The sequence below is a fragment of the Salmonella sp. 741265050_HSA genome (assembly GCF_046569445.1).
Taxonomy (GTDB): Bacteria; Pseudomonadota; Gammaproteobacteria; order Enterobacterales; family Enterobacteriaceae; genus Salmonella; species Salmonella enterica.
Window position 1 is genome coordinate 84,253 of record NZ_JBKFSV010000010.1, and the last position, 11,864, is coordinate 96,116.

Sequence of the window (11,864 nt, forward strand, 5' to 3'; positions counted from 1 at the left end):
CAATGCGAATATTTGTCTATGGCAGTTTACGACAGAAACAAGGCAACAGTCACTGGATGACCAATGCCCAATTGCTTGGCGATTACCGTATCGATAACTACCAGTTGTATAGTCTGGGCCACTATCCAGGCGCAGTTCCGGGAAACGGAGCGGTATACGGTGAAGTTTATCGAATTGATAACGCCACGCTGGCCGAACTTGATGCTTTGCGCACCAGGGGCGGTGAATACGCACGCCAGTTAATCCAGACGCCTTACGGCAGCGCATGGATGTATGTATATCAACGTCCTGTTGATGGGTTAACTCTGATTGAAAGCGGTGACTGGTTAGACAGAAACCAGCCCTGAACTGAACACGCCACCCTCGGGTGGCGTTGTTTTTTACATTCTGGCTGATGGCGCTAGCGCCGGGCATGGTGAGCTCTTATTCTGCCGTAGATCAATAATGACGCGCCGCCCAGGATAACAATGCATCCGAGAACCATAAATCCCTGCATATAGCTGCCGGTTGTCCGGTAAAAATAGCCGACCATTAGGCCTGCCAGCGTACCGCCGCCGCCGGCGCCGATGCCATTAATAATACCGGAGGCTGGGCCAATCGCATGGGGTTTAACGTTCGACTGGATAATCGACCAGATATTGGGGGTAAAGCTGGCGGCATAATAACCCATCGCCAGGGTAATGAGCGTGATTTTAAAGCCCGGCGCATCGACAAATGGCAGGAGAAATAACATCACGCCGGGGATTAGTAGGCCCAGTGAAGCAATAAGTACACGTTTTTGTGTCTTATCACTGATCCATGAGATAGGGATTGCCAGTATAACCGCAGTCAGATAAGGCAGAGAACTGACCAATGCTTTACTGAATCCGGTATAGCCGAGAGAATTGACAACCATGGGGATCCATAACGTAATTCCCCAGAACAACATCCCTTGAGTGATGTAGGTAAAAATAAGAAGTAGGAAGGGGGTTCCGCCCAGCGATTCCAGGGTAAGCTTAGTTTTCTCTGTTGGCGCCGGCGCACGATAATAAGGCGCTTCTTCCTGTTTTTTCAGCATTGTTATATAAAGTGGAACTACAACAACAATGCCGATCACACCAGTGATAATAAAAACATTTCGCCAACCGAAGGCAGCATCCAGCGGGGACAAAATCATAAATCCCAGGCCTAATGCCAGGAACTGTCCATAATACTGGATAATACTGTTCGCCTGCGTCCGTTCTTTGTCTGAAAACCAGTCGCTGGCGAAGCGGGACTGCTGCGGCCAATAAATGCCTTCGGTAATGCCAAGCACCAGCCGACAAATCAAAATAACGTACACTGACGAGGTAAATCCGACAAAAACGGTCGCAATCGACCAGATTAGCACCATCAGAATGACTATTTTTTTCGGATCGTATCGCTGGGTAAATACGCCGCCAAAAATATTTGAAAAGGCATAGCCAATAAGAAATATGGTTAATACAATGCTGGCCGTTGCGCCATCAATATTCAGGTCGTGTGTAATCGTAGGTAACGTAACGGAAAGATTAGAACGGTCAAGATAAGCAACAAAAAGGCCGAACATTAATGTCGCGCCGATCCGTAGCCATTTTTGCATTGAGGTCATTTTTCAACTCCGTTTGGCCGCGCGCCAAAATCAATTTGACGAAATAATATCTCACCGGATTTTATGGTCATTTGTGGTACCAGCACATGCGTCCCCGTGAGCGTTTCACCATGAATATCGGCAAATTCAACATGCCTGTTTTTTAATTTAAAGATGGCGATATCGGCAAATGCCCCAGGGGCCAGCGTACCAATTTCTGCTGCCATGCCCAATAAAACTGCTGGGGTATGGGTACAGGCGTTAATGACATCGGTAAGCGCGACGCCGAGTGCTAAGTATTTCGATAAAATCCATGGTAAGGCGTAAACAGGCCAGGCGAGTTTAGTGATGGTTGAGAGATCGCTACTGATGATATCCGGAAGAAAGCCATTGGCGATGGCCCGGCGTGCCGTGTTCATTGAAAAATGGCTGCGACCATTGGCGGCATCAAATATAACGCCTCTTTCCCTTGCCTGACGGACTTCGGCTAAGACAGCGCCTTCATCAGTAAGAATGGTGCTACCTTTGCCGTGAAACGCATGAGCGATAATATCGCCGCGGCGTAGCAAGGAGACAAGTTCTTTCATGGGAACGATGGGATGAGTCGAGTGTATTGCCACGGGACACTTTAAATCGTTGGCAATACGAAGGGATTCAGTCAGCGGTTTTAAGCCATATTCAGCAATGTCCTCAGTCTGAACCTTGAGTTTTAATCCCTGAAGAACGTTGCGATACTGGCGAAACAGCGCGTGGATCTTATTTTCATCAATATTGTCAGGATCATAATTTTCTTGTGACCAGGTTTGGCCCGGCGGCGACACGGTCAGAAACGCTTTGATTCGAACTTTGCTGGCGCAAATCACCGTTCGGTAGAAGGCATCAAAGTTTGCCGTACCGGCAGAACCTGCATCCACGACGGTGGTGACGCCATTCGGCGGCATGTACATATCAGGCCTGACGCCGCCTTCCGTCGCGTCATAAAAAACATGCGCGTGATAATCGATAAGACCGGGAGTGACGATCATGCCGTCGGCATGGATAATCCGGGTCTCCGAAGTTACAGGATATTTATCGGCATCAACGATAATATCGTTAATGATGCGTAAATTGTTAATCTCATTAATATTACGAGCGGGATCGATGATATGTCCACCGGTAATTAATATATCATTTTTCATCATAATCTCTTAAAATAGTAAATAATTATGGCAGCCCTTAAAAATATATTAAAAAGTGTGTTTTGAGCGGATGTTATGTTGGATTAAAAATACGGTTATTGGTAGGAAGAGCTTAGGATACCTTATTAAAAAGGTAATCGGGCCTATGCACTAAATAAGAATTTAGCGCTTGCTAATATTTAGGGCGTAAGTCCAGAGGAGTCTGCGGGCATTCACAAAACAATTATTATCTTAAGCTTTTTAGAGAAACCGTGAGCGTATTCAACCCTTTTTAATAAAAAATCAGGTAAAGTCTTATTCATTCCGTGAATGTTAAACTAATAATGATAAAAATTGTGTTCTATTCATTAGCCAATAAAAAGGCCCTCATTACTATGAGAGCCTTTATCTTGACGCTTATGTAAAAGCGAACTTATTTCTTCGCTGCGCGCTCGAAGGAGGCAACGATTTCCGCTTTAGCCGCTTCGGCGTTGTCCCAACCGTCAACTTTCACCCATTTGCCTTTTTCGAGATCTTTATAATGCTCGAAGAAATGAGTGATCTGCGCTTTCAGCAGTTCCGGCAGATCGTTCACATCTTTAATGTGATCATACTCTTTGCTCAGTTTGGTGTGCGGTACGGCAACCAGTTTCGCATCTTCACCGGATTCGTCGGTCATTTTCAGTACGCCAACCGGACGGCAACGGATGACGGCGCCTGGCTGCAGCGGGTACGGCGTCGGGACCAGAACGTCTACCGGGTCGCCGTCCAGAGACAGGGTATGGTTGATGTAACCGTAGTTGCACGGATAGAACATCGCGGTGGACATGAAGCGGTCAACGAACAGCGCGCCGCTCTCTTTGTCAACTTCGTATTTGATCGGATCTGCGTTAGCCGGGATCTCGATAACGACGTAGATATCTTCCGGCAGTTCTTTACCCGCCGGGACGTTGAGTAAGCTCATGTCTGTTTCCTTTGAATTTATGACAAACAAGTGGCGAGTATTATAGCCAACTCACGCCGAAAGTCTTCGCTTGTTTTCGTTTCCGCCTCATCTGGCGCGTCGTTGCGGAGCATAAACGACAAAGGTTAAGAACCGAAAAAATCACGGGCCTGATAAGGCAACGCCGCCATCGGACATCTTATTGCCCAATGGCGGCTTCATGCGTTATTCCGCATGGTGGTAAAGATTACGCGTCCGGGTATTCGCGGATAAAGCGTTCCACATCGTCAACCATATGGCGGTTGCCAACGAAGAACGAGCGGCGCTGGTGCAGGCTTTCCGGAATGATATCCAGAATACGTTCTTTACCATCGCTTGCTTTGCCGCCGGCCTGTTCCGCGAGAAACGCCATCGGGTTGCACTCATACAGCAGACGCAGTTTTCCCTGCGGATGGCTGGCGGTGCTGGGGTAGAGATAGATGCCGCCTTTCAGCAGGTTGCGATGGAAATCGGCCACCAGAGAGCCAATGTAACGTGAGGTATAAGGGCGACTTGTTGAACTATCCTCTTCCTGGCAGAATTTGATGTACTTCTTCACGCCATTCGGGAATTTAATGTAGTTGCCTTCGTTAATGGAGTAGGTTTTACCCTTTTCCGGGAAACGCATACGTTCCTGGCACAGACAGAACACGCCCAACGACGGATCGTAGGTGAAAGCGTGTACGCCGCAGCCGGTGGTGTAAACCAGCATGGTGGACGAGCCATACACGACATATCCCGCAGCGACCTGTTTGTTGCCGGGTTGCAGGAAATCTTCTTCGGTGACCGGCGTGCCGACGGGCGTCACGCGGCGATAAATCGAGAAAATCGTACCGACAGAGACGTTAACGTCGATGTTAGAAGAGCCATCCAGAGGGTCCATCAGCACCACATATTTCGCGTGTTCGCAGCCTTCAAAGACGACAATTTCGTCCTCTTCTTCCGATGCGATGCCCGCTACAATATCGCGCGCTTTTAGTGCAGCTTTCAGTTTCTCGTTCGCGAACAGATCGAGTTTCTGCTGAACCTCGCCCTGTACGTTCTCAGCACCGCTGGCACCCAGGATATCGACCAGACCGGCCTTGTTGATATCGCGGTGGATGATCTTGGCGCCCAATTTTATTGCCGACAGCAAAGCAGTGAGCTCACCGGTAGCCTGAGAGAACTCGTGCTGCTTTTCGACAATAAATTCACCTAACGTTTTCATAACACTTTCCCTGCAATTGATTGGAGTAAAGCGACCGTAACAATCTTAACAAACATTTCAGATGATGCGCTCAGGTGAATCGCGCCAGCAAAGTACAGATTTACCTGAAATGCGTTTCTCACTTGCCAGACATGTGCGTAAAATGGCTCGCAGATAAAAAAAGGATAGTGACGTATGCGCATTCATATTTTGGGAATTTGTGGCACTTTCATGGGGGGGCTGGCGATGCTGGCTCGCTCGCTTGGTCATGAAGTAACGGGTTCGGACGCCAATGTGTATCCGCCGATGAGTACCTTACTTGAGAAGCAAGGCATTGATCTGATCCAGGGTTATGACGCCAGCCAGCTCGATCCGCAGCCGGATCTGGTGATTATCGGCAATGCGATGACGCGCGGGAATCCGTGCGTGGAAGCGGTGCTGGAAAAAAACATTCCCTTTATGTCTGGTCCACAGTGGCTGCACGACTTTGTGTTGCGCGATCGCTGGGTACTGGCGGTCGCCGGTACCCACGGCAAAACCACGACCGCAGGCATGGCGACCTGGATACTGGAAGCGTGCGGGTACAAACCGGGCTTTGTGATTGGCGGCGTACCGGGTAACTTTGAGGTTTCCGCGCGCCTGGGCGAGAGCCCGTTCTTTGTTATCGAAGCGGATGAGTACGACTGCGCGTTCTTTGATAAACGTTCTAAATTTGTGCATTACTGCCCGCGTACGCTGATCCTCAACAACCTTGAGTTTGATCATGCCGACATCTTCGACGATCTGAAAGCGATCCAGAAGCAGTTCCACCATCTGGTGCGCATCGTGCCGGGGCAGGGGCGCATCATCTGGCCGGAAAACGACATCAACCTGAAACAGACCATGGCGCTGGGCTGCTGGAGCGAGCAGGAGCTGGTGGGCGAGCAGGGACACTGGCAGGCGAAGAAGCTGACTACGGATGCTTCCGAGTGGGAAGTGTGGCTGGACGGCGAAAAAGTCGGCGATGTGAAATGGGGCCTGGTCGGCGAACATAACATGCACAATGGGCTGATGGCGATTGCCGCCGCGCGCCACGTGGGCGTCGCGCCCGCAGAAGCGGCCAGTGCGCTGGGGTCATTTATTAACGCCCGCCGCCGTCTGGAGCTACGCGGTGAAGCGAACGGCGTGACGGTGTATGACGATTTTGCTCACCATCCGACGGCAATTCTGGCCACGCTGGCGGCGTTGCGCGGTAAAGTGGGCGGCACCGCGCGCATTATCGCAGTGCTGGAGCCGCGCTCTAACACGATGAAGATGGGGTTATGCAAGGATGACCTGGCACCGTCGTTAGGGCGTGCGGATGAAGTGTTCCTGCTGCAGCCGCCGCATATTCCGTGGCAAGTGGCGGAGGTCGCCGAAGCCTGCGTACAGCCTGCTCACTGGAGTGGCGATGTCGATACGCTGGCGGAAATGGTGGTGAAAACCGCACAGCCTGGCGATCACATCCTGGTGATGAGCAACGGCGGTTTCGGCGGCATCCATCAGAAATTGCTGGATGGGCTGGCGAAAAAAGCACTGGTTGTGGAGTAAAAAATGCCCGGTGGCGCTGCGCTTACCGGGCCTACAATACGTACATTCCTGTAGGCCGGATAAGGCGCCAGCGCCGCCATCCGGCAGACGCTACCAACGTGTAAAATTACCCTTCGTTTTCCGCCAGCTCGCGCAGATACTGGAAAATCTGACGCGCTGATTTCGGCGGTTTGTTGCCTTCTTTCTCTTTCTTCGCATTGCGGATCAATGAACGAAGCTGTTGACGATCGGCGTGCGGCCACAGGGTCAGTACTTCGGCTACCGCGTCATCGCCTTCGACGATCAGACGATCGCGCAGATGCTCAAGCTTGTGAAACAGCACCACCTGCTGATTATGGCGGTTCTTCAGCTTGTCCAGCGCCTGGCGAATAGGTTCAACGTCGCGTTGGCGCAGCATTTTTCCGATAAGCTGCAACTGGCGGCGGCGTCCTTCCATTTTGATTCGCTGGGCCAGTTCAATGGCGTCGCGCAGATCGGCGTCCAGCGGGATCTTATCCAGCGCGTTTTTCCCCAGATCCACCAGTTCCGCGCCCAGGCGTTTTAATTCCTCGGCATCGCGTTTAATTTCACTTTTACTGACCCAGATAATTTCATCGTCTTCGTCTTCGATGTCATCACCGGGAACGTCGTCGAGCCAGTCTTCGGGCTGCTTTGTCATGTCAGGCTCCTTAAAAAAAGAGGCTAATGTTACCAGTTAAGATGCGCACTGAAAAACGGTTCTCTGTTAGACTTCAGAGAAACTCTCTCTACATTATGGCATTTGCAATGAAAGTAATCTCACAAGTTGAAGCGCAGCGTAAGATTCTGGAAGAAGCAGTTTCGACAGCGCTGGAGTTAGCCTCAGGCAAATCGGATGGGGCGGAAGTCGCCGTCAGCAAGACCACCGGCATTAGCGTCAGCACCCGTTATGGTGAAGTAGAGAATGTCGAATTTAATAGCGACGGCGCGCTGGGCATTACGGTGTATCACCAGAACCGCAAAGGCAGCGCCTCTTCGACGGATTTAAGCCCGCAGGCGATTGCCCGTACCGTGCAGGCCGCGCTGGATATCGCGCGTTACACGTCGCCGGACCCGTGCGCAGGCGTGGCGGACAAAGAACTGCTGGCGTTTGACGCGCCGGATCTGGACTTGTTCCACCCGGCAGAGGTTACGCCAGACGAAGCCATTGAACTGGCCGCGCGTGCGGAACAGGCTTCTCTAAAGGCGGATAAACGCATCACCAATACCGAAGGCGGGAGCTTTAACAGCCATTACGGCATTAAAGTGTTCGGCAACAGTCACGGCATGTTGCAGGGATATTGCTCCACGCGCCATTCGCTCTCAAGCTGCGTCATCGCCGAAGAGAATGGCGATATGGAGCGCGATTACGCTTACACCATCGGTCGGGCAATGGCGGATCTGCAAGCGCCGGAATGGGTCGGGGCCGAGTGCGCGCGCCGCACCTTATCCCGCCTGTCGCCGCGCAAGCTCTCCACCATGAAAGCTCCGGTCATTTTCGCCAATGAAGTGGCGACAGGGCTATTCGGTCATCTGGTCGGGGCGATTGCCGGCGGCGCGGTCTACCGTAAATCCACTTTTCTGCTCGACTCGCTGGGCAAACAAATTCTGCCGGAATGGTTAACCATCGAAGAACACCCGCATCTGCTAAAAGGGCTGGCGTCTTCACCGTTCGACAGCGAAGGCGTGCGTACGGAGCGCCGGGACATTGTGAAGGATGGCGTACTGACGCAATGGTTGCTGACCAACTATTCTGCCCGCAAACTGGGGCTGAAAAGTACCGGTCATGCCGGCGGCATTCATAACTGGCGTATCGCCGGGCAGGGGCTGAACTTTGAGCAGTTGCTAAAAGAGATGGGCACCGGCCTGGTGGTGACGGAACTGATGGGCCAGGGCGTCAGCGGTATTACCGGCGACTACTCCCGCGGCGCTGCGGGATTCTGGGTTGAAAATGGTGAAATCCAGTACCCGGTAAGTGAAATTACCATTGCCGGTAATTTAAAAGAGATGTGGCGTAATATTGTCACCGTAGGTGATGATATTGAAACGCGCAGTAATATACAGTGCGGTTCGGTATTGTTACCGGAGATGAAAATCGCCGGACAATAATACCCGTCATACTTCAGGCTGCAGGCGCGTTGGCTGCCTGCAGCTCGAATTATTCAGGGTATTACACTTATCGTTAATAATAAAAAAGGAAGTGAGCAATGCGTAAAAGCCTGTTAGCTATTCTTGCTGTGTCATCGCTGGTATTCGGTTCGGCTGTTTTTGCTGCCGATCTTGAAGATAATATGGATATTCTCAATGATAACCTGAAAGTTGTTGAGAAAACGGATAGTGCCCCTGAACTGAAAGCGGCATTAACCAAAATGCGCGCGGCCGCGCTGGATGCTCAAAAAGCTACGCCGCCAAAGCTGGAAGATAAAGCGCCGGATAGCCCGGAAATGAAGGATTTTCGTCACGGTTTTGACATTCTGGTCGGCCAAATTGATGGCGCGCTGAAGCTGGCGAACGAAGGTAACGTTAAAGAAGCGAAAGCGGCGGCGGAAGCGCTAAAAACCACCCGCAATACGTATCATAAGAAGTATCGTTAATTTTTGTGGGATGGCGGCTTCGCTTTATCCGCAGGTCGCCATCCGGCAAAATGTAATACCCATCACACTTTCTCACTTTATACGACAACGTCATTGTTTCGCCATTTCCTCTTTATGCCGCGATAGATCTCACACTTTCCCGGCGATAATTCATTAATGCCGCCTTTTCTGTGGCGCAGATCACCTATCCCACTCGCGTTTCCACTTCGAGGTGGAAAATAACTCGCTACAAACTTTTAACCCTTGCCGCTAGTTTTATCTCATTGCCATTAACGGGGTGAGACGCGTGGATAACGGAGCAGTAAAACACGATGCCGGTGAGCGAATTAACGAACTGGCTGAACAGGTGTTAACGCAGGTGGATAGCCTGCTGGGGCGGCATCACATTGTCCCCAATGCGGTACAGACGCAAATGCTGACCTCGCACGTTCGCGCGATGGCGCACCGGTCAATTACCGGCGAGCCTTTACCGGAAGTCGATGCCAGCTTGTTTGATGAAATCTCAGCCGAATCAATGGCGCTCGCCCGCGAAATCGTGGCGGCGTTTGGCAACCTTCCTGACGAAGAAGCCTGGCTATTATCGGTACATTTTGAAGTCGCGAAAGACAACCTCTAAGGAGCAAAAAATGGAACAGATTACCGTCGTGATTGGCGATCGCCTGGGTAAAGGCCAGAAAGTGGCGGCAGGCGTGGAAAAAGCGGGCGGTCGCGCGGTCGTCGTACCGGGCGTCGCGGCAGACATGAAGCTGGGCGATGTGATGAAAGCGGAAAACGCCACCTTCGGCATTTCATTTTGCGGCAGCGGCGGCGCGGGCGCTATCACCGCGCAAAACAAGCATGGCTACAAAGCCAAATATGGCATGCGGTCAGTGGATGAAGGCGTCACCGCTATCAATGAAGGCTGCAACGTGTTGGGTTTCGGCTTTATGGATAAAGAAGAGCTCGGCGAGCGCCTGGTGCAGGCGTGGCAAAAGAAATACGGCGCCTGATGATGAAAGAGCAATTCACCACCACGGTGAGAGTAAAAGGCAAGGGCGACGCCAAAGCACGCGCCTTTGCCGATGCGCTGAACCATGTTCAGTCGGCGGTGATGAGAGAGTCGCCGTATATCTTACTGCGTATTGAGCCACAGGATGTGCGGATTGTTCAGGCGCATGAGTCGGTGCGTAAAGAGGCCTTTCTGTTTTTCTTTTTGCGCCGGGAACGACGCACTTACAGCGTGGAGCTGGATGTGACCGTCAACGTGACCGCCATCAATCTCGACAGGGTGGATTTCGTCGCGAAACGCTGATTTTTATTAAAAAGGCATAGTTATGTTCCTGATAATACTAATTAAATCGCTCATTATCGGCGCGCTGGTCGGCGTAGGGGTGGGCGCTGGGGCTGCACGCATGTTTCACGCGCCAACCACGCAGGGGATGGGCGCGTTCCGTACGTTGGGCGAACTCAACTCTTGTGAAGGCGACCCGGCATCTCACTTCTCCTTTGGGCTGGGTTTCTTCTTTAACGCCTGGGCGTCGTCTGTGGCGGCCGGATCGTTCACCCAGGATGTCGATCACCGCATCATCCCTAACTGGGGCGCGGCGGCGCTAATGATCAAAAACCGTAACGTCGGCGAGACGCTGCACGACCCGAAAAAAATGGCGATCGCCTGCGCCGTCATCGGCATGATTGTCGTAACGTTCCTTAACCTGACCGCCTCATCCGTGCCAGAGGCGCTACAGGTGACGGCGGTTAAGGTGCTGGTACCGGCGGCAAACCTGCTGGTCAACATCGTCATGCCTGTGATCTTCTGGTTAGCGGCGATCGACGCTGGTAAAAAATCGGGCTTCTGGGCCACCGTTTTCGGCGGCGCGGCGCAGCTCATCATGGGGAACGCCGTACCGGGGCTGGTACTGGGTATTTTGATCGGCAAAGGCGTAGAAGAGAGCGGCTGGAACCATGTCACCAAAGTGATGATGGTCGCCATCGTTTTGCTGTTTGTGTTGAGCGGCTTCTTCCGCGGCTTCGACATGAAAATGATCGAGTCTTTCAACATGACGGTACCGAACTGGCTTGAACTGATCCACAACTCGCTCAGCGGCAAATAACGGAGGCCACAATGGAAGAGAATAAAGGTTTTTGGTATGCCGACTGGTCGTTCCCGATCTTTGTTGGCCTGCTCTCCTCCGGCGTTTTCGCCGGGACGCATATGTACTATCTGTACGGTATCGGCGCATTTAACGAAGTCGCTTTTGTGGCGATGTTGAAAGCGGGGATGGATACCGGCGTCTACGGCGCGGTCGCCGCTTTCGGCGCCAGCTTTTTATTTGCCCGCATTATCGAAGGTTCGCTGGTCGGAATTCTGGATATCGGCGGGGCAATTCAGACTGGCGTGGGCTTAGGGGTTCCGGCGTTACTGCTGGGGGCTGGCTTTGTCTTCCCGGTGGCGAACTTTATCGCTTCGCTGATAACCGGTCTGGTGATTGGCCTGGCGATTGGCTACATCATTATTCTGGCGCGTAAGTTCACCATTAATCAGAGCGACTCCACGTACGGGGCGGACGTCATGATGGGGGCCGGTAACACTTCAGGCCGTTTTCTGGGGCCGTTGATTATCCTCAGCGCCATGACGGCATCGATTCCCATTGGTCTGGGCTCTCTGGTGGGCGCGCTGCTGTTTTATATCTGGCAGAAGCCGATTACCGGCGGCGCGATTTTAGGCGCGATGATCCTCGGTTCCATCTTCCCGATTGCGATTAGCTAACTGTTGATTTGTAGGCCGGATAAGGCGGTTGCGCCGCCATCCGGC

At 52.1% G+C, this 11,864-nt stretch carries 14 protein-coding genes; 9 read left to right on the plus strand and 5 right to left on the minus strand.

All coding sequences use genetic code 11. The features are described from left to right. The first annotated feature begins 2 nt into the window (after positions 1-2). A complete protein-coding gene (locus ACLD4F_RS16185; protein WP_001219167.1) occupies positions 3-347 on the plus strand; it encodes a gamma-glutamylcyclotransferase in 345 nt (114 codons plus the stop codon). A gap of 53 nt (positions 348-400) precedes the next feature. Here the strand turns inward: ACLD4F_RS16185 and ACLD4F_RS16190 are convergent, their stop codons facing one another. The 4 genes from ACLD4F_RS16190 to fbp form a co-directional block, all read right to left on the minus strand. Continuing rightward, positions 401-1,609 (minus strand): MFS transporter, encoded by a 1,209-nt coding sequence (locus tag ACLD4F_RS16190; protein WP_000203131.1) that lies wholly within the window; start codon positions 1,607-1,609, stop codon positions 401-403. Next, a complete protein-coding gene (locus tag ACLD4F_RS16195) occupies positions 1,606-2,769 on the minus strand; it encodes a metallo-dependent hydrolase (protein WP_023138836.1) in 1,164 nt (387 codons plus the stop codon). The genes ACLD4F_RS16190 and ACLD4F_RS16195 overlap by 4 nt, the downstream gene beginning before the upstream one ends. Before the next feature lie 409 nt (positions 2,770-3,178). Next, the gene (ppa, locus tag ACLD4F_RS16200) at positions 3,179-3,709 is read right to left on the minus strand and encodes an inorganic diphosphatase (protein WP_000055079.1); all 531 of its coding nucleotides are present in this window, start codon (positions 3,707-3,709) and stop codon (positions 3,179-3,181) included. A gap of 226 nt (positions 3,710-3,935) precedes the next feature. After that, on the minus strand, positions 3,936-4,934 hold the full coding sequence (fbp, locus tag ACLD4F_RS16205) for a class 1 fructose-bisphosphatase (protein ID WP_000853764.1): 999 nt from the start codon (positions 4,932-4,934) through the stop codon (positions 3,936-3,938). 174 nt (positions 4,935-5,108) lie between these two features. Here fbp and mpl point away from each other — a divergent pair, with 174 nt between their 5' ends. Then, on the plus strand, positions 5,109-6,482 hold the full coding sequence (gene mpl / locus ACLD4F_RS16210) for a UDP-N-acetylmuramate:L-alanyl-gamma-D-glutamyl-meso-diaminopimelate ligase (RefSeq protein ID WP_001219832.1): 1,374 nt from the start codon (positions 5,109-5,111) through the stop codon (positions 6,480-6,482). A 106-nt stretch (positions 6,483-6,588) separates the two neighbouring features. Here the strand turns inward: mpl and yjgA are convergent, their stop codons facing one another. After that, complete coding sequence (yjgA, locus tag ACLD4F_RS16215; protein WP_000166287.1) at positions 6,589-7,140, minus strand: ribosome biogenesis factor YjgA; 552 nt, start codon at positions 7,138-7,140, stop codon at positions 6,589-6,591. Between the two features lie 95 nt (positions 7,141-7,235). Here yjgA and pmbA point away from each other — a divergent pair, with 95 nt between their 5' ends. From pmbA to ACLD4F_RS16250, 7 genes are all read left to right on the plus strand, one after another. Further along, a complete protein-coding gene (gene pmbA / locus ACLD4F_RS16220) occupies positions 7,236-8,588 on the plus strand; it encodes a metalloprotease PmbA (RefSeq protein ID WP_000852994.1) in 1,353 nt (450 codons plus the stop codon). A gap of 98 nt (positions 8,589-8,686) precedes the next feature. Continuing rightward, a complete protein-coding gene (cybC, locus tag ACLD4F_RS16225; RefSeq protein WP_001232231.1) occupies positions 8,687-9,073 on the plus strand; it encodes a cytochrome b562 in 387 nt (128 codons plus the stop codon). Positions 9,074-9,350: 277 nt separating this feature from the next. Then, complete coding sequence (locus ACLD4F_RS16230) at positions 9,351-9,689, plus strand: glycine dehydrogenase (RefSeq protein WP_001255104.1); 339 nt, start codon at positions 9,351-9,353, stop codon at positions 9,687-9,689. 10 nt (positions 9,690-9,699) lie between these two features. Next, positions 9,700-10,062, plus strand: coding sequence for an SFCGS family glycine-rich protein (locus ACLD4F_RS16235; RefSeq protein ID WP_000435389.1), 363 nt, complete (start codon positions 9,700-9,702; stop codon positions 10,060-10,062). Continuing rightward, positions 10,062-10,364, plus strand: coding sequence for a DUF4312 family protein (locus ACLD4F_RS16240; RefSeq protein ID WP_000975187.1), 303 nt, complete (start codon positions 10,062-10,064; stop codon positions 10,362-10,364). The genes ACLD4F_RS16235 and ACLD4F_RS16240 overlap by 1 nt, the downstream gene beginning before the upstream one ends. A 22-nt stretch (positions 10,365-10,386) precedes the next feature. Next, positions 10,387-11,163: a DUF4311 domain-containing protein gene (locus ACLD4F_RS16245; protein WP_000478578.1), complete on the plus strand. Its 777-nt coding sequence runs from the start codon at positions 10,387-10,389 to the stop codon at positions 11,161-11,163. 11 nt (positions 11,164-11,174) lie between these two features. Continuing rightward, a complete protein-coding gene (locus ACLD4F_RS16250; RefSeq protein WP_000392127.1) occupies positions 11,175-11,819 on the plus strand; it encodes a DUF4310 family protein in 645 nt (214 codons plus the stop codon). Positions 11,820-11,864 lie beyond the last annotated feature (45 nt).

Excerpts from the sequence above, each read along its gene's own strand:
- cybC (WP_001232231.1), top strand. The coding sequence starts at position 8,687 with ATGCGTAAAAGCCTGTTAGCTATTCTTGCTGTGTCATCGCTGGTATTC.
- fbp (WP_000853764.1), bottom strand. The coding sequence starts at position 4,934 with ATGAAAACGTTAGGTGAATTTATTGTCGAAAAGCAGCACGAGTTCTCT.
- yjgA (WP_000166287.1), bottom strand. The coding sequence starts at position 7,140 with ATGACAAAGCAGCCCGAAGACTGGCTCGACGACGTTCCCGGTGATGAC.
- ACLD4F_RS16190 (WP_000203131.1), bottom strand. The coding sequence starts at position 1,609 with ATGACCTCAATGCAAAAATGGCTACGGATCGGCGCGACATTAATGTTC.
- ACLD4F_RS16245 (WP_000478578.1), top strand. The coding sequence starts at position 10,387 with ATGTTCCTGATAATACTAATTAAATCGCTCATTATCGGCGCGCTGGTC.
- ACLD4F_RS16185 (WP_001219167.1), top strand. The coding sequence starts at position 3 with ATGCGAATATTTGTCTATGGCAGTTTACGACAGAAACAAGGCAACAGT.
- pmbA (WP_000852994.1), top strand. The coding sequence starts at position 7,236 with ATGGCATTTGCAATGAAAGTAATCTCACAAGTTGAAGCGCAGCGTAAG.
- ACLD4F_RS16195 (WP_023138836.1), bottom strand. The coding sequence starts at position 2,769 with ATGATGAAAAATGATATATTAATTACCGGTGGACATATCATCGATCCC.
- ACLD4F_RS16240 (WP_000975187.1), top strand. The coding sequence starts at position 10,062 with ATGATGAAAGAGCAATTCACCACCACGGTGAGAGTAAAAGGCAAGGGC.
- mpl (WP_001219832.1), top strand. The coding sequence starts at position 5,109 with ATGCGCATTCATATTTTGGGAATTTGTGGCACTTTCATGGGGGGGCTG.
- ACLD4F_RS16235 (WP_000435389.1), top strand. The coding sequence starts at position 9,700 with ATGGAACAGATTACCGTCGTGATTGGCGATCGCCTGGGTAAAGGCCAG.
- ppa (WP_000055079.1), bottom strand. The coding sequence starts at position 3,709 with ATGAGCTTACTCAACGTCCCGGCGGGTAAAGAACTGCCGGAAGATATC.
- ACLD4F_RS16250 (WP_000392127.1), top strand. The coding sequence starts at position 11,175 with ATGGAAGAGAATAAAGGTTTTTGGTATGCCGACTGGTCGTTCCCGATC.